Source organism: Streptomyces longispororuber, from assembly GCF_014656095.1.
In the GTDB taxonomy this organism is placed as follows: domain Bacteria; phylum Actinomycetota; class Actinomycetes; order Streptomycetales; family Streptomycetaceae; genus Streptomyces; species Streptomyces longispororuber.
In genome coordinates, this window is record NZ_BNBT01000032.1 from 23,343 (window position 1) to 40,517 (window position 17,175).

A 17,175-nucleotide genomic window follows, 5' to 3' on the forward strand; every position below is an offset into this window, starting at 1 on the left:
GTTGACCTGCGCAAAAGCGCGTTCCTAGGTACGTCCCGCCGGGCGGGAGGCCATCACCAGATCGTTACCGCAGCGCCCGCCAGGCGGGCCGCCAGACCAGCCCGAGACAGTAAGCCGCCGGTGTGTGCACTCTCCGCGCATGGAAATCACCAGAGACGGAATCCCCTGCGCCCTCTGCCACACGGTCACCACGGAGTTGGTGTACCTGGTCCTCAGCGCCCAGTCCTCCTTCCCTCAGCGAGAGGTCATCAAGGACCGCTGGTGCCCGGCCGGCTGCCACCAGCTTCAGCCCGCCCGGTGGAAGGAGGCGATGCCGCTGCTGTCTGGGGACGACGCCTGACGACGCCGTGCGAATACTGCGCCCGGTCGTGCAGCCGCGGATTGGAATTCGATCTCACCGTTGGGCTCACGTGGCGGTGGGGCCTTCCACATAGGGCAGGCCGACCGCCGCGAGTTTCGTTTGCAGGTTGATGTCGCTGGTCGCGACGTACAGCTTGGATCCGGGGTGGGCGGACTGGAGGAGCAACGTGGACGCGATGAAGCGGTCGTCGGGGACGTGCAGATCCAGCCAGGTGGGGAGTCCGTCGGCGCGGGGCTCGATGTGCTCGAAGACTGCGTAGATGTCACCGGCAACTCGAGCCCCGCGGAGGACATCTCCGTTATCGCGCATCGCCTTGAGCCTTCGGTCGGCCTTCTTTGCGGCTTCCCTGCGCTCGGGCCGGCTGTGGCTGCGCTTGAGGTCGTCGATCTCCCGCAGCACGACGGGCAGGAGATGGACCATGTAGCGCGTGCTGCCGAGGGTCTCCTGGTAGACCGTGACGTCGGGATCGTCCATCAAGGTGTTGGTGTCCACAACGACGCGCACGCGCCAGTCGTCCGTCGGTAGCAGCGCCACAAGGCCACGGAGGGCTGCAGCGGCCTCCTCAAGGCGCGTCACCGCTCCGGTGATGTCACGGGGTGCGCGGTGCTTCACCCGTCCGTCCCGGACCAGCCAGTCCTCCAGGAGCCCTATGGCGTCGTCCATGCTGCGCTGGACGGTTGGCGTGGGATGCGGAAAGAGGAGCCGGAACCTGGGTGCCCAGTCGCGTACCTGCCGCAGCAGCTTCATCCTGCGGGTTTCGATGTCCGGGGTGCTCGATTCCCAGGCCCAGGGGTGCCCCAGGACTGTGATGCCTCCACTGCTCATCTGCCGTGCTCGAACTGCAGAGCTTTCCAGTACGGCGGCGTAGTACGTCTCGATGTCTGCCAGTTCGGACAGCAGGTGGTCAACGTAGGTGGGTGGCTGGGGCTTTTTGGGCATCCCTCGATGATCCTCCGCCGTGCGAGCGCCGTGGAACCACTTCGAGAAATCCGTCGGTTCACCCGGCACGAGCCCTACGGAGAACCTTGGGATGCAGCATCAGGGACGACTGACCTAGTAATGTTTGGCCACATGAGTATCCCCAGCCCTCGAGGGGAGCGAGAGAAGCTAATTACAGCCCTCACTCCTCAGTTGCGCAGGCACCTAAAAATCCGCGCCTTTGAGCACGGAATGGACATTCAAGACGCCACCGAGCACGCCATCAAGGCCTGGTACGAGGCCGACGGCCTCCCCGAGGTGAAGACCGACGGCGCCAAGACATGGGGGACGTTCCTACCCGCCGGCGAGCCGGACAACTTCAAGGCTGTGTGCGCCGAGCGGGGCGTCACCTACGTGCAGGGCCTGGCACAGGCCCTGTCCCTGTGGCTCGACAACCACCCCTCCCCCACCGCACCACTCGTGTCCCAGCCGGTTGTCCGCGTCATAGTGGCCAATCAGAAGGGCGGCGTCGGCAAGACCTTCATCAGCAGCGGCATCGCGCAAGCCCTCGCAGAGGCCGGCCACCGTGTGCTGATCGTGGACTACGACCCTCAGGGGCACCTCACCGCCGAGCTCGGCTTCGAGGACCTGATGTACGAGGACGACGTCGAGACCCTCCTGATGCACATGGAAGGTTCCGCCAAGGGGGACATCCATGACCTCCTGGTCGCGCTGGACCAGGACCGTTTCGGCGAGCGTCTGCACCTGCTTCCGGCCTCGGACGACGCGTTCCTGCGCGATGTGTCGCTGTCCAAGGTCAGCTTCAGCGAGGCCGCCCTGGAGCGCGCGCTGGAGCCGCTCGAGGCCGACTACGACGTCATCATCATCGACGGGCCCCCCAGTCTCGGGCTGAACATGGACACGGCCCTGTACTACGTGCGCCGCCGCGAGGGCGAGCTCGCCGACCGCTCGGGCGTCATCACGCCGGTGTGGGCCAACAAGGCCTCGCACCGCGCGTTCCGGCTGCTGCGGAAGCAGATGGACGACCTGTGCAGCAAGGGCCGGATCCAGGTCGACTACCTCGGCCTGGTCATCAACGCCTACGACAGTCGGCGCGGCAAGCTCGTCAAGGAGAACAAGGACCAGTGGGAGAAGAGCTCTTCTCCCGGCGTTCTGGCCGTGATCGGCGACCTGAAGGAAGGGCGTGAGGCTTCAGACGGCGAGATCCCGCTGCTGGAGTACGCCCCGGAAAGTGAACACGCGCAGGCCATGCGCGACCTGGCGAAGGAGCTTGCCGTATGACTCCCCCTCAGCAGCGGGTCACCCGCGGCTTCAGCATCGATGAGGAGGAGTCGGGTCCGCCGCGCCCGGTACGACGGGTCCGCACCCGTGAGCAGATCCTGAAGGGTGAGGGGAAGCGTCCCCCGGCCTCGGTGGAACTGAAGCTGCTGGCGCACAACCCGTTCAACCCGCGCGACGAGCTCACCGACGTCGAGGAGACCGCCGAATCGCTCCGGGCCAAGGGGCAGATCCAGCCCGTCACCGTGGCTCGGCGCGCTGCCTTCCTGGCCGCGCACCCGGGGCAGGAGGAACAGCTCGGGGCCGCTGAGTACGTCGTCATCGACGGCAATCGGCGCCTGGCTGCCGCAGCTGTCGCCGGTCTCACGGAACTGCGCATCGACGTCAACGACGACCTCGCCGCGAGCGCCGCGGACATCCTGGAATCCGCACTGATCGCCAACATCCACCGTGTGGACGTGCCGCCGATGAACCAGGCGAGGGCAATCCAGGACCTGGTGAAGGTGCACGGCTCCCAGGGCAAGGTCGCCAAGCGGCTGGGGAAGACTGCCGCATGGGTCTCTCAGCGGCTGGCGCTCCTGGAGCTCACTCCGGCCCTGCAGGAGAAGGTAGAGACGGGTGAGCTGAAGGTTGAGCCCGCCCGCCGGATCGGCCGGCTTCCCGAGCACCAGCAGGAGGCCGAGGCCGAGAAGGCTATTAACGACGTTAAGCCCCCGCGGCAGCGGCGACGCAAGGCGCCCCAGGAAGAGCCGACTGCCGCCGCCACCGTTAACGCCGTTAATACCACGGCGTCGGCGCCTCGCGGCGATGAGGACGTGGCTGCGCCCGCCGCCACCGTTAACGCCGTTAACACCCCGGCATCGGCGTCTGACGGCAATGCCGACGTGGCGCCCGCTGAAACCGTTAACGCCGTTAATACCCCCGCCGACGGCACAGCCCCGGCATCTGCTGCCGCGCAGCGGCCAGCTCGCGGCAGCAGCGGGCAGATCAGCGGCAAGGACGCAGCTTCACCGCAGTGGGACGATCCGCTGTGGGTGGACCGGCAAGTCCGCAAGCACATGTCCCAGGAGAACCGTGACCGGCTGATCTGGCTACTCCAGGCCTCGGAGGATGACAAGGGCTAGCTGTCCTGCTGCCTCATCGGGTTCCAAGGGCCCGGCCCCCGCGACTGAACGCAGGGGCCGGGCCCTTCGTCTGTGTCCCGAGCGGTACACGGGTCGTACTACATGCAAAAAGCCCCGCCTCCCGGCACGCGGCCGGAAAGCGGGGCTTCATGGCGGAGCAGGTGTCAGGGTGCCCAGGTCGCTGGTGCTCCCGTGTCGGGGCTGGGGAGGCTGGCGGCGGTTACCGCGGCGGCCGGGTGCCGCAGGGCAGTGACCGGGACGGCGCCGGGCTCGGTGCCGGGTGCCCAGACCATGCGCCAGGCCTCATCCCACCCGCACCCGCAGGCGTGGTCCGGGTGCGGGTGCCGTAAGAAGACGCCGTGGGTGTGGACGGCGCGTGGGATGCGGGGGATGAGCACCGAGGGATCGTCGCCAGGGTAGAGGTAAATGTTGCGCCAGCTGTGGACCTGGGACATGTACGCGGCGGCGGCCTCGATAATGTCGGCCCACCGCTGGTGACCGAGGACGAGGAAACCAGTCGGGAAGAGGTGGTCCTCGGTCGGGTCGTCGATCCCGGTGACGTACAGGCCGCGGTGGGCGACGAAGCCGCTGTCCTCCGCGTCTTGTCCGTACGGCGTCCAGAGCTGCTCGACGGGGCACATGATGCCATCGCGGCCGCTGCCGGTCTCGTACAGGGCCGGGGCGGTCACGCGCTTACCTCCGCGAGGGCGTGGGCCAGGAGCGCGGTGACGTCGGTGCCGTGCGGGTCGGTGTAGTTGTCGTAGTCGCTGACGTGGAACACGGCGTCCTTCGCGGTGACGGTGAATCCGGGGAGGACGAGCGCGGCGCGGCCTTCCAGCTCGGTGTTGAGGCAGTCGGCGTCGCGGGAAGCCAGCCAGGTCTGCGGGTAGGGCCCCAGGCGCAGCAGCGTGTAGCCGGTGTTGTCGCTGCGGCGGGCTTCAACGTGGACGCCGTAGTGGGCGGGTTCCATGCCGATGTCGTGGGGGAGGGGCAGGCCGGCGGCGGCGTGGGTGAGCATCGTGTAGCCGGGCTGCCAGGTGCCGAGGATCGCGGTGGTGGGGCAGCGCAGCCAGCCGCGTTCGGTGTAGCCGAGCTGGCGGCCGTGGAGGTAGGCGTTGGCGTGCGGGGTGTCGGGGTGGGCCAGGGCGACGGCAATCATGTCGGGGCCGTGGTCGTCGCCGGGCCGGGGATGGGCGCGTTCGATGAACGGGCCGACCCGCACGGCAACGTCCAGGGCGAGGCCGGGCGACCAGGGCGCTGGGTTGCGTACGGCGGTGAGCATCGCGCGGAACTGGTCGACGACGCTCTGGTCCTCGGGGGAGAGCATGTCGGCGGGGGAGTGGCTGCAGCGGCGGAGGAAGGGGCGCTTCATCGGGTCGGCTCCTCGGGGGTGGGATGCGGGGTGGCCGTCGGCATGGCCGGGTTCAGGTAGCGGGCGGCGGTGTCCACGAAGTCGTCGTGGGCGACCTTCGCGGCCTCGCGGGCCTCGGTGAGCCGCTGCTTGGCTGCATTGGGGTCGGCGCCGATGGGGGCGGTGGGGATTGCCTGCCGGATCGCGTAGGTCAGCGTGATCATGCGGTCGGCGGTGGTACGCACGGCCGGGTCCTGGATGAGCACACGCAGCGCGGTCAGCGGGTGGGTGACCGCGTTGCGGGTCACGTGGCTCTCCCCGCGCAGGGCCTCGATCCGCTCAGGGTCGGCGTTCTTGAGGACGGCGTCGCCGCGCCTCCACAGCATCGTGCGGTGGTCGCTGGCGGCGCAGGCGAGTTCGGTGATGGCCTTCAGGCGGTCGCGGCGAATCGTCTCGGTATGGGTAACGCGCACCTGCCGTTCGGCGGCGCGTTCCTGGGCACGGCCGGACAGGATCGCGCCGAGCAGGGTGGCGACGATGGTGAGGGCAGCGGTGGCCAGGGTCGGTAACACGAAGGGAGCCTCCTGTACTGAGGGGACCGTCGAAGCGCCGCGCGCCGGCCTTCCGGTCGGAGCGCAGCGCTTCGGTGTCGCGTGGCGGTGCCTCGTCAGGAGGCTGCGGCCGCACTGAGGATGTCGGCGTGGTCGAACGCCAGGCGCTCCGGCAAGGCGTCCAGGGGCCACCAGCGGGCGGTGCGGGCGTCGTCCCCGGCGGTGGCCGGGGTGCCAGCGGGGACGAGGACCGTGTACGCGACGGTGACGTACCGGCCGCGCGGATCGCGCGCGGGGGAGTCCCACACGCCGAGCTGGCGCAGCTCGTCGACGGCTACCCGGATGCCGGTCTCCTCCTTCAGTTCCCGGGCGGCCGCGGCGCGGCTGGTCTCGCCCGGGTCGACGTGCCCGCCGGGCAGGGCCCAGGCGCCCTCGTACGGCGGCCAGCCGCGCTCGATCAGCAGCACGCTGCCGTCGGGTGTGAGGGCCACCACGTCAGCGGTGTAGCGGATGGTCTCGACGGTCTCGGTGTCGGTCATGTGTGCCTCTCAGTCGGTTGAGTGAGTGGATCGGGCGCCGGTGGCTTGGGGTGCTGGCGCGGCGTAGCTCGTACCTGCAGGCGGGGTGGCGGTTACGGGTCGGTGTCCTCGGGGGAGGGGGAGGGGATGTCGCCGAACATGTCGTCCAACGCGCGGATAGCGGCGGTCCGGTGCTCGGGCTGGGTCGCTTTGAGGACCGTGCCGGTGAGGTCGATCAGATCGATGGCCTCGAACAGAGCGGTCAGCTCGGCGACGGTTTCCGGATCGAGGGCGCTGCCGGGGCGTTGGCTGTCCGGGCTGCAGCTCATGGCGTCGATGTAGTCGGCGAGCCGGTGGGCCAGCGCCGCAGGGACGTCGACGCTGTGGCAGTGCTCCAGGCCTGGACCGGGGGAGGGGATCGGGGTGATGTGGATGCGGATGCCCTGCCCCGGGCTGGAGGCGGCGTCCGGCGTCAGGCCGGTGAGGGCTTCGGCGAGCGCGGCGATCGCGCGGTCCCGTTCCGCACCCGCACCCGCACCCGCAGACGTCGCGGCCGCGGTTCCTGCCTCTCCTGTGTCCGTGTCTAGCAGCGGTGCTTCCCAGAGCACTTCGAGGGTGTCGGCGTGCAGCCGCAGGACTCCGCCCGCGCGGTCGGGGAGCGTGAGTTGTCCGGTGACGCGGAGCAGGTCGCCGGGCTGCCGCTCGCTCAGCAGAGCGTGCACGATCTCCGGCTCCATGGTCGTGCAGGGGATGACCGCTTCATCGACCAGGTACTCGCTGCCCCCGCTGCACGTCAGCCGCCACACCGCGGTGCCGTCACGGTCTCCGGGCTCGGGGGTGTCGGTCAGGTAGCCGTCCAGGGTGAGAGGGATGGCCTGCATCAGCTCGCCTCCGCCAGGTCCCTGGTGCGGTGGGCGGCGTCGTAGGCGTCCAGGACGGCCTTGGCCGGGGTGCCCCGGTCGGCGACCTGGTGACCGCGGGCACGCGCCCACGCCCGGATCGCGGCCAGCTCGGCCTTGCTGCGCCTGCCGGCCCGAGGCGCCGGGGCGGCCTCCGGGGCGTCCTGTGCCGCCGCGGCGGCGTGGCCGCCGGTCTTCACCGCGCGCAGCTGCGCCTGCGCGGCCTCCAGTTCGGCCTTGGCCTTGGCGACGCGCTCTTCCGCCTCCCGCTGAGTGGCGTCGGCGGTGCGGCGCTCGGTCAGCTCGGTGAGGACGCTGCGCACGCGGGCGGCCTTGTGGCGGATGCTGGCGGCCGGGTGGTTCCCCGCCCACGCGAGCAGGTCCTCGATCCCGTCGGAGCCCACCGTGTCCTCGGCTGCCTGGGCCGCCGTCTCCGGGGTGTTGGTGGTGTCGTCTGTGTCCGGGGCCGGGACGGTGGTGGGCAGGTCGGCGTGCCGCGTGGCTTCGGTTAGCTCGGCCTCGGACAGTCCGAGCGTGGTGCGCACGTGCTCGGGGCTGTCGCCGTTCTTGAGCATGGAGGCGGCGGTGGCGGTGAAGGCGGTGACGGTCATGGAATCTCCGACGGAGGTGGTGAGGTTCGGAAGCAGCCGCACCAAGTCGTTTTCGGCGCAGGGCAGTCCGAGCGCGCCGAGCAGGTCGGCGAGGTCGTCCTTGTCGCGGGCGTGACGGGCAGCCACCAGGGCGGCAGCGGCGCTCTGGTCGCTGCCGGGCGGGGTGAGGTCGAGGTCCTCTGCGGCGAGGGCCTGCTTCATGTCGGTGAACATGCGGCCCTCCTACGCGGCCCGGGGGCGGGGCTTGCGCTGCGCGAGGACCGCAACCTCGCAGTTGCGCTTCTGTTGGGCCGGGGTGAGCGGCCGCACCGTTGGGGCGTGGTGGTGCCACAGCGGGGAGGCGGGCGGCTCGGGGTAGGCGAGGGTGGGGTCGACGTCGCGGTTGGTGCTGCTCATGGAGGTCCTCCAGGCGCAGGTCAAAAGTGGTCGCCTTGGCCCGTGGACTTGGGCTTCGGGGCGAGGTCGGAGGCGAACCGCCCCAGGCGGGCCTCGACGGGGTTGGCGGTGATCCAGGTCTCCGCGCATGCCTTGTGCACGGGCTCCTCGGCGTGGGAGCGCATGGGCGTGGGCTGGCCGCACAGCGTGCAGGGCAGGTCCTGCCAGCGGTCGAAGTGCCGGCTGTCGCGCCAGACGAGAAGCTGGCCGGGGGCCGGGATCAGGCCCGGCTCGAACGGCGGCTTCGTCGTGCGTGCGCTGCCGGTCACGGCCGGACGGCGGGCCGCTGCTGGAACACCCGCTCCAGCAGATGCGGATCGGTCGTGAGCCCGTCCTCGAGGACGCCGCGGGTGTGCAGCACGCGGACCGGCCGCGCGAGGCGCTGCTCCCGGCGGGCGGCGGGCGGCTTGTACAGCGTCATCACGTGGACCGCCCAGCCGGTCAGCAGCACGGCGGCGGCCGCCAGTAGGAGGGTGCGCTGGCCGATCCGGCCTCGAGCGCGCAGGAAGGACGACATACTTGGGTTCTCCGTCTCGTCTCATGCGGGATGGATGGGCCCGGGGCAGCCGTCAAGCCGCCAAGCACAGCGGCTGTCCCGGGGCAGATCTACAGCTCGACGTCGCCGCCTCCGGCGCGGGTCCAGCTGTAGGGGTCGTTCCAGCGGCCGGCGGTGGCGGCCTTCCAGTCGGGCTCCCACCCGGGCCGGTAGCCGCGGGCACCCCAGCCGCCCGGCCGGTCGTGAGGAATCTCCAGTCCGGCCTCCGCCGCGGCGCGCGCTGCGGTGTATGCCGCGTGCGCGGCCTTCACGGCGGCGCGGCGGGTGCTGGCGCGGCCGGTGAAGACGTGCACACCGCGCGAGCCGGGCTGATCGGTGCGGTGTATGGGGACATCCACCTCGAAGTAGGGCAGGAACATGGCGTCCATCTCCTTTCGCTGTCCGTGGTTGAGGGGCCACTGCGACCGTCCCGGTCCGGCGGGCGCGGGGCCGGGGCGGCGCAGAGTGCGCTCAACTCGGTGCGAAGGTCAGCTGGCCGTCACAGCGCGAGGCTGGCGGCGGCCAGCGTGAGCAGAGCCAGAGCGGTGAGGCTGCAGTCGACCGCTCGGCGCAGGTACTGGAACTTGCGGACCGCGAGCACGGACAGGATGCGGATGCGGGCGGCACGGGGGTCGCCCTGCATGCAGTCGCGGATCGCGGTCTCCTCCAGCTGCGCCCAGTACGGGAAGGAGGCGCGGTCGGCGCCGCTGAGGCGGGGACGCACGACCAGGAGCAGCAGCACGGCGGCTGCGCCCAGGGCGAGGACGGCCGCCGCGCCGAACATCTTGGTGGGCGGGGGCAGGTCCTTGTCGGCGAGGGACGCCAGGCCCGCCAGGACGGCGCCGTTGAAGGCGAGCAGGAGCGAGGCCTTGTTGTCGGTGCGGCTGAGCTCGTTGGTGACCGAGGCACAGGCGGCGTCCAGGTTCTTGTCGATGCCGGAAGCGGAGGTGGTCAAGGTCATGAGCGGGCGCATCTCCTTGATCAGGCGGCGAGCCGGTGGGGGAGCGGCGGGGCTGTGGAGGTGAAGTAGGTGCCGGGGCTGGGTTCGTAGCCCCTGGCGCAGGGGTCGCAGCAGCCCTGGGTGCGCAGCGGGAGGCAGAAGTAGTAGCGCCGGCGGCACAAAGGGCACGTGGACCTCGCGGCCATCGCCCGGTCCAGCGCCTTTTCCTGCGCGAGCGTGGGCACCCGCTTCGGGCGGGCGAGCTCCACGCTGTAGAGCCAGGCCCGGGTGGGATGGATGCACGCCTGGTCTGGCCGGTAGGCGCACGCCTTGCAGCGCAGCACCGCGACGGGGCCGTGTCCGCCTGGGCTCAGTCCGCGCTCGCGTAGCTGCCGCCGGGTGACTAGGTGCTCGGGACAAGCGCGCCGGTCGTATTCCGGCAGCGTCGCGTCGCTGCGCGGCGCCTTCTTGAGCGCGCGGCGGCGCTTCTTCCCCGGGCGGGGCATCACTGGTTCCAGGCGCCGGGCAGCCGGTGGGGGCGGTGCGGGTAGCGAGGGCCGGGACGCTGCGGGCGGGGCCGGCCGATGCGGCGGCGCGGTCGGGGGATGAGCACGGGCTGTTCCTCCAGCGGGTCGGTGGCAGGGACGGCGGCGCCCCACCGGCGAGGGGCTTTCCGGTGGGGCGCGTGGTGCTGTACAGGACGGGCGCTACGGCGTGCCGGTGCTGGCGGTGGTCGGCGGGGTGGTGGCCGCGGGGGTCTGGGGCGGGGTGGTGCTCGGGCCGTCCTCGTTGGTGTGGGAGCCGAGCACAATCGCGAGGCCAACCGCGGCGCCCAGCACCAGGCGCAGCAGGAGCGGCATCTTCTTCTTGGCCGGGGCGGCGGGCTGGGCGGGTATGAACCAGCCGTGCACCGGCTGCTGGGTCTGGAAGTTCTGCGGCATTGCGGATCTCCTTGCGGATCGTCGGGAGGACACAAGTGGTGGTGCGTGGCCGGACGGCCTGTCCGGTCCTCGCTCACCGAGCCGCGCCTGGGCGGCGCGGTGAGCGAGGGCCAGGCGGATCGTCCGGAGGTCAGTCGCGGAAGGGGCAGTTGCTGTACGAGGGCTGGTCGACGGACACGGCCGAGGCGGGCACGTAGACGTGGACGTGGGTCTCAGGCCGGACGGAGACCTTGGCCGGGCGCCCGGTGACATGGCGGCGGCGCAGGGTCAGGCCGCGCATCGCGAACGCGGAGAGGAACGTCCAGGCGAGGATGGTGAGTCCGGCCGCGACGGGGCGGCTGGTGTCCGGGGTAGTCGTCCAGACCATCCAGACCGTTGCCGCGCCGTGTGCCGCCCACAGTGCACGTACACCGTTGTTCCGGGAGAGGTAGCCGAGGACCAGGCCGACGATGCCGGTGAGCAGCCACAGCGTGTAGACGGTGGAGGCCGCGACCGGGAGGCCGGCGGCGTGCTGCGCGATGTACGTGCGCACCGGCTGGTCGACGACGGCGGCCACGCCGTTGGATGTGTCGACGCCGACCTGCACCTTGGGCACGGCGGTGAGCAGCTGGTGCAGCGCCTCGAGGACGACTTCGCCGGCGGCCTGCGCCATCAGCACGACGAAGGAGACCCCGGCCACCATCAGGACGGCGCGGATCCAGGGGGCCATGTGCCGGAAACCGGCGCCGTGGGCGCTGAGCACGTCCTCCCACATGTTGTGCAGGACGCCGTCCTCTTCCCACACGGTGTCCCACCAGGCGCGCAGCGCGGCGAACCGCGGCTCCTTGGGCGGTGCCTTCGGGAAGGGCACAGGGAGGTAGGTGAGCTCCTGGCGGTTCTGGCCGTGGATGTGGTCGTTGGACTGCACGGGGCAACTCCCAAGGGTGTCGGTGGGTGGACACGGAGAAGTGCGAGTGGGCCACGCGGTGAGCGGCGGGCCTGGAGGCAACGGCCGCGGGTCGGCGGGCAGCCCCGGGGCCCGGGTCGATGACCACGGCCGCGACGGAATCGGCTGCGACTAACCGCAAAGGCCGGAGAGCCTGTCCCGCACCCGAAGCCCGGCTTGTGTGGCGGGTGTCGGACGCGAGGCAGAGCGTCCGGAGTTCAGCGGACGTCGTTGCGGGTGCGGGAGAACATCCCGCGCTGGTTGCTGATGTTGTTGATCTGCGTGTTCTGGGTGACCGGGGCCTCGTACACGTGCGTGGTGACCGCGCTGCGCGCTTTGTTGATCGCGCCGCCAATCGCGGTGGCGACCATCGCGACGCCCGCGAAGGGGAGGGTCACCATGAGGACGCCGTTGAGCGTGACGGAGGCCAGGCCCTTCAGGACCAGCCAGGCCCCGCAGCCGATGCCGGTGATGCCGGCGCCCACGCCGATGCTCGCGACGGCGATCCCGGCCGCCCAGGCGGGCACGATCCGTTTGTCGTTCTGAGGGACGGGCGGGGTGTCGCCGTACGCGGGCAGTGGGCTGTCGTCGCGGAACGACGTCGGGATGTGCCGCACGACGGGCACCTCGGGGCGGAAGTTCTCTTCGATAATCCGCTGGGCTTCGGCCTTGGCTTCGGCGTCGGTCATCGGGCGGGTGATGTGCTCGGAGTTCACGGTGTTCTCCATCCGGGCAGATGCGGGGCGCCCTCCCGGCCGTGGCGGCGGGGAGGGCGCAGGGGGGCTGGGGGCGCCCGGGGTCGGTCTCGGGGCGCCGGTAGATCACATGGCGAGGCTGATCAGGCCGGATGCGTCCCTCGGGGCGATCTTTTCCTCACCTCGCAGGGTGCTGATCGTGGTGCGCACGGAGCCGAGCTTGGCTTCCTTCCCGCCGTCCGTATCGAGGGCCGCGCGCAGGTCCGCTTCGGACAGGGGGCCGGACTCCAGTGCCGAGATGATCCGCTCCTTGAGCGTCCTGGGCATCGGCGGCAGCGGCTCGGACTCGGCTTCGTCGCCCTCGCCGTACTCCAGGTCGTCGCCGTCACCGGCCGGCGCCTGGCCCCCCTTGCCGTCCTTGGGCGGCGGGAAGATCAGCTTCAGGGGCGCGCCCGGAGGCGGCGCGGAGCCGTAGAGCTGCCGGATCACCGGGTCGTACCCCTCGTGCGGGGAGAGCGAGCCGACCAGGAAGAAGCGCGCCATAGACGTCGGCCGGGCCGACGTCAGGTGGTAGCACATGCCCTGGCTGTTCGCCTTCTCCTTGCTGCGATCGACGGGCGTTCCCCATCGCTGGATGCGACGGGTGCGCCCGATGATCTTCGGAATGGGCTGGAGGTTCTCGCCGGTCGGCAGCAGGCCGTCGCCCACGAGCGACGCCATCATCTGCGAGCTCCACCGAAGGAGAATGACTTCGCCTTCCTTGAGCATGGCCCGCAGGGTGTCGCTGCCACCGAGCTCGTCAAGGTGGCCGGCCTGAGCCGCGAGCACGATGCCGATGCCGACACTGCGCCCGGTCCGGCCGATCTCCTTGATCAGCTTGGCCGCTTCCGCCCGGAAGGGGCTGCCCTTTTCCAGCAGGCGGTTGGCTTCGTCGATGACGACGTATTCGAGCGGGTCCGGGCTGTTGATCAGGAAGCCCGAGCGCCCCATGTCGGCGTACCGGTTGAACCGCTCCTCGGCCTTCGCGACGGCGGCCCGCAGCAGGCCCATCGCCTCTTTCAGCGTCCGCACGTGCGTGGCAACGTTGCCCTTCGCCTCGGGCACGGACTGCCCGCCCTTGAGGTCGGCGAGGTGGACGACGATCCCGTTGCGCTTGCACGCAGCGAGGAACGCCTGCAGGGCACGGCTCTTACCGGCGCCGGTCGTGCCGAAGATGATGATGCGCTGGGCGTTGCCGGTCTCAGGGTCGTGCACCCGCATCCGCAGCGGCTCGCCGTCGTAGTACGAGCCGATATGGATGCAGCCGTCCTCATCCATCTGAAGGTCTTCGAGGGTGATCGCCCGCATCTTCGCGAGCGGGTTCACGGGGAAGACCCGGACGACGGCCTCGCGGCCGCTGCCCTGCTCGAAGATCACGCGTGAGGGGTCGTCGACGTCCAGGAGGTCGCACAGGGCTTTGTGGTCGGCGCCCTTCACGCCGCCCGGCCGGGTGCGCAGCATGTACTCGCGCATCACCTTCTTCTCGTCGACGTGCTTCTTCGCGAGGGCGGCCGGGGTCACGGGCTCAGCTCCTTCGACATGTCGTATTCGTTGATCTCGGTGAGGGTCACACCGGGCAGCGCGGACCGGCCGATCTCCGCCCAGACGTCCTCGTCGGCGGCCGGGGCCGCCTCAGGCTTGGGGCCGATCAGCAGCATCGCGACTCCGGCGCCGTGCCCGGGGATCGGTTCGATCTCGAGCAGCTGCTCGGGCACGTTCATCAGGGCCGACAGGCGCTTCATCTTGATGTCGGGTACGGGCTCGCCCTTCTCGATCGCGGCGAGCGCGACGGCGACGCGGCGGCGGTCCTCGATCGCCCGCACGGCGATCACGCGCGTGCCCTCAGCGACTCCGTCCTTCTTCGCGGCGTTCAGGGCCCACCACCGGCCCGCCGGGTCGTCGGGCAGTTCGACGGCGACCTCGACCTCAGCGCCGGTGGCGTCCTGGTCGCCCTCGGTGTCGTCGGTCTCAACGACGGGCTCGGGCCACTTCGCGACCCGCTTGGCGAGCTGCCCGGGGCGCAGCCACCACACTCCGGCCGTCCACAGCACGGCGACGCCGCCCTGGACCAGGCGGCCCTCGGTCGCGTCCCACGCCAGCTCGGTGACGAGGTTGGAGACGAGCAGGGTGTGCGGTGCCAGGTAGATCGTGAAGACGACCGGCTTCTTCAGCGGGTGGGCGAGCTGGAGGCAGGGCGACAGGAAGGCCCCGCCCAGCCCGGCCGCGATCGTGGTGAGGATCGCGGGCAGGGTGCCGGCGTCGGTGAACAGCCCCGCCGCCATGGCACTGCCGCCCGCGAGGGTCGCGAGCCGGCCGACGCCGCTGACGACGGCCATCCCGGCGCGGCGGGTGGTCTGGATGTACGTGCGCAGCGCCATCGCCGGCACTCCTTTCAGGTACGAGGAAGGCGCCGGCTCCCTCGCAGGGGCCGGCGCCTTCAGGGCGGGTGGGGTCAGCGGTTGCTGTACCACTCGCGTTCGGCGACGTCGTACGGGCCGGCCTGCATGGCCTCGTTCACGTCGCCGTAGTCGCTCTCGTGGTCGCGGGCCGCGTTGTCGAACTCGGTCGCCATCTCCGCCGCCTCCTCGGCGAGCGCGTCGGCGAACGCGAGGGACTCACGCATCGTGGCGGCCGCGTCATGGTGGGAAGAGGTGACCGAGTCGTCGACGGCCAGCGACGCGGCGACGTCGGCGAGCCCGTCGACGGTTTTCGCGCAGTCCTCGACGTACGAGTACGCGCCCTTAACTGCCTGCGAGAGATGCCGCATCGCCACCGCCGCAGTTGCCAGCCGGACGATGACGAGCGTGAACGTCATCGCGTCGGCGATGACGTCGACGATGCGGCCGCTGCGCTCGGCCGGCAGATCGGCCGGAGTGTCCATCCCGTCGCCGAGGGCCGGCAGGTCGGACGCACCGGAGGCGGTGACCTCCGCGCTGCTCTGGACATTCGTCGGCTCGATCGCGCCGCCGCTTTCGGATCCGGTGCTCATGGTCAGGCTCCGCTTCGGTCGTGGTACTCGCGCTCAGCCGGAGCGACGTGTCCGGCTTCCTTGACCCGGTCGGCGCGCAGCTTGTCGGCCTCGATGGCGGTGTCACGCGCCGTCAGGATCGCCTCGGAGGCGCGCGGCAGGGAGTCGCGCAGCGCCTCGGCCTTGTCCTGCACGCTCCCGGCCCGCTCCATGAGGCGGATGCACCACTTCACCAGGACGCCGGGCACCTTCTTCTCGATGCACATCGCGTAGAGGTTCTCGAGCCCGGACTTCAGGCCCTCACACTTCGCGGCAACGAGGTTCATGTGGTCGACGCCCTGAAGGATCTGCTCACCCATCTCTTCGTCGGACTCGATCAGGTCGTACACGGTCAGTTCGGCGTCGACGAACTGGGTGTTGCCGACCTCGCCGACAGAAACGGCGGTACCCATGACGATCGGGCTCTCTTTCGGTACGGAGCGGGTGGGCGTGACCTGACCGGATGACCCGGCGGGCAGCCCTCTGCGACCTGTGGTGATGCCAGCGGGCTGACGTCGCCGCGGCTCGGGCCGGATGACCTCGAGGTCGACCTTGTAGGTGACGTCCCATCCGGGCGGAGGGCGCAGCCACTCGCCGTCACCGCCGGGCATCGATCCGGGGCCGCTGGTGCTGCGGTCCTTCCTGCGCCGCCCGCGCGTCTTCGGTCCCGTCGTGCTCCCCTTTGGCTTCCGCCGCCTGCTGCGCGGCTTCTTCTTCCGGGGCGCCTTCGGCGTCTTCTTCGCCCCGCCCTTCGAGCTACCTGCCTTGGGCTTCTTGGTCAGGTCGACCTTCTCGGTGTCGTCCTTCTTCGCCTCCGTGCCGTCACCGGCCTTGGGCTTCTTCGTGAGGTCGACCTTCTCGTCGGGCTTGCCCTTGCCGGTCTCCTTCGGGTCCTTCGGGCCGGTGACGCCGGCCTTCTCACGCCCGCGCTTCGCCTTCCGCTTCTCAGCCCTGCGCTTGCGCCGGTCGGCGGCCTCGGCTGCTGCTTCCTTCCGGGCCGCCGCGCGGTCGGCCAGATCGGCCTTGCGGTGATCGGCCGCGGCCTGGCGCTGAGCCTTCGCTTCGTCGTTCTTGCGCTGCTGCCGCCCGGTCGCGAGCTTCCCGAGCGTGCCCGGGGACTTCTTCGCCCCGCTCGGTGAGCCCTTGCTGGATACCGAGCCGGACGACCTGGTGCCGCCTCCGGCCGCGCCCTTGGAGCCCTTGCCCGATGAGCCCGGCCCGGAGGTGCGCGGCCCCGGCCCCGACCCCGAGGTGCGTGAGCCGCTGCCGGCGGCCCCGTTCTTCGATCCCTTCGGCCCCGTTCCCGAGCCCGTGCCGCGGCCGCCGGCCCCGGTGGAGCCGTTGGCCGTGCTGCCCCGGCCGCCACTCTTCGGTGAGGGCTTCTGCTGCTGCCCGAAGGTGCCGCGCCCGGAGCCGCCGCTGGTGCCGGACCCGCCCGAGCGACCGCCGCTGCCCTTACCGGTCGCGCCGCGTCCGAACTCGGGCCCGGACTGCACGCCCTTCTTCGCGCCGGCCGCCGCGTTGGCGACCTTCTGCTTGTCGGCCGCCTCGCGCGCCTTGTCGGCGACCGCCTGGTGGTGCTCTCGCCGTGCCTTCAGGTAGTTCGCCATCGACCAGGTGCCGCGCAGGGCTGCAACGGCGATGGCCGCCATCGTGACCATGGCCATGGAGGCCGTCGCACGGGCCGGTGTTCCGGTTCCGCTTGAGGCGTTGGCGACCATCTGCGGGGCGACGTCGTCCGGGTCGACGGTGCTCGAATCGTCGTCGTCTGCGGGGGGCAGGTACGGCAGGAAGAAGTCGGGCGGCGGGGCCAGGTCACCGGCCTCCGGCGGGGGCGGAACCCCGTCGTCGGGAGCACCGCTGGCGGTGGCGCCGGGGGGTGCCAGATTGAGCATGGGGAGCGTGATGACGTCCGCGCCCCGACCGTCGTCGGTCATCTTTTCGTCCTCACTTGACGTAACAGCCTGCCTCGCGTACGCGCGCGCGTGACGCGCGCGTGTGGCGACAGCCGGAGCGGCCGGATTCC

At 70.8% G+C, this 17,175-nt stretch carries 23 protein-coding genes; 3 read left to right on the forward strand and 20 right to left on the reverse strand.

Annotation, left to right across the window (positions count from 1 at the left end; translation table 11 throughout):
• Nucleotides 1-139: 139 nt before the first annotated feature.
• Nucleotides 140-340, forward strand: a complete 201-nt coding sequence (locus tag IE330_RS13165) for a hypothetical protein (protein WP_190136137.1) — start codon at nt 140-142, stop codon at nt 338-340.
• A gap of 66 nt (nt 341-406) precedes the next feature.
• Here IE330_RS13165 and IE330_RS13170 read toward each other — a convergent pair whose 3' ends face one another.
• A complete protein-coding gene (locus tag IE330_RS13170; RefSeq protein WP_190136138.1) occupies nt 407-1,300 on the reverse strand; it encodes a PIN domain-containing protein in 894 nt (297 codons plus the stop codon).
• A gap of 231 nt (nt 1,301-1,531) precedes the next feature.
• On the opposite strand from IE330_RS13170, the gene IE330_RS13175 reads away from it, so the two are divergent.
• Together IE330_RS13175 and IE330_RS13180 are read left to right on the forward strand one after the other, a co-directional pair.
• Nucleotides 1,532-2,581 (forward strand): ParA family protein, encoded by a 1,050-nt coding sequence (locus IE330_RS13175; RefSeq protein ID WP_444546231.1) that lies wholly within the window; start codon nt 1,532-1,534, stop codon nt 2,579-2,581.
• Nucleotides 2,578-3,702, forward strand: coding sequence for a ParB/RepB/Spo0J family partition protein (locus IE330_RS13180; RefSeq protein WP_190136140.1), 1,125 nt, complete (start codon nt 2,578-2,580; stop codon nt 3,700-3,702). The genes IE330_RS13175 and IE330_RS13180 overlap by 4 nt, the downstream gene beginning before the upstream one ends.
• A gap of 164 nt (nt 3,703-3,866) precedes the next feature.
• Here IE330_RS13180 and IE330_RS13185 read toward each other — a convergent pair whose 3' ends face one another.
• From IE330_RS13185 to IE330_RS13275, 19 genes are all read right to left on the reverse strand, one after another.
• Nucleotides 3,867-4,391, reverse strand: a complete 525-nt coding sequence (locus IE330_RS13185; RefSeq protein WP_229925609.1) for a hypothetical protein — start codon at nt 4,389-4,391, stop codon at nt 3,867-3,869.
• Nucleotides 4,388-5,074 carry a hypothetical protein gene (locus IE330_RS13190; protein WP_190136141.1) on the reverse strand — a complete coding sequence of 229 codons (687 nt, stop codon included), beginning with the start codon at nt 5,072-5,074 and terminating at the stop codon, nt 4,388-4,390. Before IE330_RS13190 ends, IE330_RS13185 begins: the two co-directional genes overlap by 4 nt.
• Nucleotides 5,071-5,625, reverse strand: a complete 555-nt coding sequence (kilB, locus tag IE330_RS13195; protein WP_190136142.1) for a plasmid transfer protein KilB — start codon at nt 5,623-5,625, stop codon at nt 5,071-5,073. The genes IE330_RS13190 and kilB overlap by 4 nt, the downstream gene beginning before the upstream one ends.
• A gap of 95 nt (nt 5,626-5,720) precedes the next feature.
• Entirely contained in the window at nt 5,721-6,143 is a 423-nt protein-coding gene (locus tag IE330_RS13200) for an NUDIX domain-containing protein (RefSeq protein ID WP_190136143.1), read from the reverse strand.
• Nucleotides 6,144-6,235: 92 nt separating this feature from the next.
• The gene (locus IE330_RS13205; RefSeq protein ID WP_190136144.1) at nt 6,236-7,003 is read right to left on the reverse strand and encodes a hypothetical protein; all 768 of its coding nucleotides are present in this window, start codon (nt 7,001-7,003) and stop codon (nt 6,236-6,238) included.
• Nucleotides 7,003-7,845 (reverse strand): Lsr2 family DNA-binding protein, encoded by an 843-nt coding sequence (locus tag IE330_RS13210; protein WP_190136145.1) that lies wholly within the window; start codon nt 7,843-7,845, stop codon nt 7,003-7,005. The genes IE330_RS13205 and IE330_RS13210 overlap by 1 nt, the downstream gene beginning before the upstream one ends.
• 9 nt (nt 7,846-7,854) lie before the next feature.
• Nucleotides 7,855-8,028 carry a hypothetical protein gene (locus tag IE330_RS13215; protein ID WP_190136146.1) on the reverse strand — a complete coding sequence of 58 codons (174 nt, stop codon included), beginning with the start codon at nt 8,026-8,028 and terminating at the stop codon, nt 7,855-7,857.
• A 20-nt stretch (nt 8,029-8,048) separates the two neighbouring features.
• Complete coding sequence (locus IE330_RS13220) at nt 8,049-8,336, reverse strand: hypothetical protein (RefSeq protein WP_190136147.1); 288 nt, start codon at nt 8,334-8,336, stop codon at nt 8,049-8,051.
• Nucleotides 8,333-8,584 (reverse strand): hypothetical protein, encoded by a 252-nt coding sequence (locus IE330_RS13225; RefSeq protein ID WP_190136148.1) that lies wholly within the window; start codon nt 8,582-8,584, stop codon nt 8,333-8,335. The genes IE330_RS13220 and IE330_RS13225 overlap by 4 nt, the downstream gene beginning before the upstream one ends.
• 89 nt (nt 8,585-8,673) lie before the next feature.
• Nucleotides 8,674-8,991, reverse strand: coding sequence for a hypothetical protein (locus IE330_RS13230; RefSeq protein ID WP_308439001.1), 318 nt, complete (start codon nt 8,989-8,991; stop codon nt 8,674-8,676).
• Nucleotides 8,992-9,101: 110 nt separating this feature from the next.
• Nucleotides 9,102-9,563 (reverse strand): Pycsar system effector family protein, encoded by a 462-nt coding sequence (locus IE330_RS13235; RefSeq protein ID WP_190136149.1) that lies wholly within the window; start codon nt 9,561-9,563, stop codon nt 9,102-9,104.
• A gap of 20 nt (nt 9,564-9,583) precedes the next feature.
• Nucleotides 9,584-10,048 (reverse strand): RRQRL motif-containing zinc-binding protein, encoded by a 465-nt coding sequence (locus IE330_RS13240; protein WP_190136150.1) that lies wholly within the window; start codon nt 10,046-10,048, stop codon nt 9,584-9,586.
• Between the two features lie 201 nt (nt 10,049-10,249).
• Nucleotides 10,250-10,483 carry a hypothetical protein gene (locus IE330_RS13245; protein WP_190136151.1) on the reverse strand — a complete coding sequence of 78 codons (234 nt, stop codon included), beginning with the start codon at nt 10,481-10,483 and terminating at the stop codon, nt 10,250-10,252.
• Between the two features lie 130 nt (nt 10,484-10,613).
• Complete coding sequence (locus IE330_RS13250) at nt 10,614-11,390, reverse strand: hypothetical protein (protein WP_190136152.1); 777 nt, start codon at nt 11,388-11,390, stop codon at nt 10,614-10,616.
• A gap of 236 nt (nt 11,391-11,626) precedes the next feature.
• Complete coding sequence (locus IE330_RS13255; protein ID WP_373314634.1) at nt 11,627-12,136, reverse strand: hypothetical protein; 510 nt, start codon at nt 12,134-12,136, stop codon at nt 11,627-11,629.
• 93 nt (nt 12,137-12,229) lie between these two features.
• Entirely contained in the window at nt 12,230-13,663 is a 1,434-nt protein-coding gene (locus IE330_RS13260; RefSeq protein WP_229925610.1) for a DNA/RNA helicase domain-containing protein, read from the reverse strand.
• Nucleotides 13,660-14,520, reverse strand: a complete 861-nt coding sequence (locus IE330_RS13265) for a hypothetical protein (protein ID WP_190136154.1) — start codon at nt 14,518-14,520, stop codon at nt 13,660-13,662. The genes IE330_RS13260 and IE330_RS13265 overlap by 4 nt, the downstream gene beginning before the upstream one ends.
• 74 nt (nt 14,521-14,594) lie before the next feature.
• Nucleotides 14,595-15,131, reverse strand: a complete 537-nt coding sequence (locus IE330_RS13270; RefSeq protein ID WP_229925611.1) for a hypothetical protein — start codon at nt 15,129-15,131, stop codon at nt 14,595-14,597.
• 2 nt (nt 15,132-15,133) lie between these two features.
• Nucleotides 15,134-17,086: a hypothetical protein gene (locus tag IE330_RS13275; protein WP_190136155.1), complete on the reverse strand. Its 1,953-nt coding sequence runs from the start codon at nt 17,084-17,086 to the stop codon at nt 15,134-15,136.
• Nucleotides 17,087-17,175: the final 89 nt, after the last annotated feature.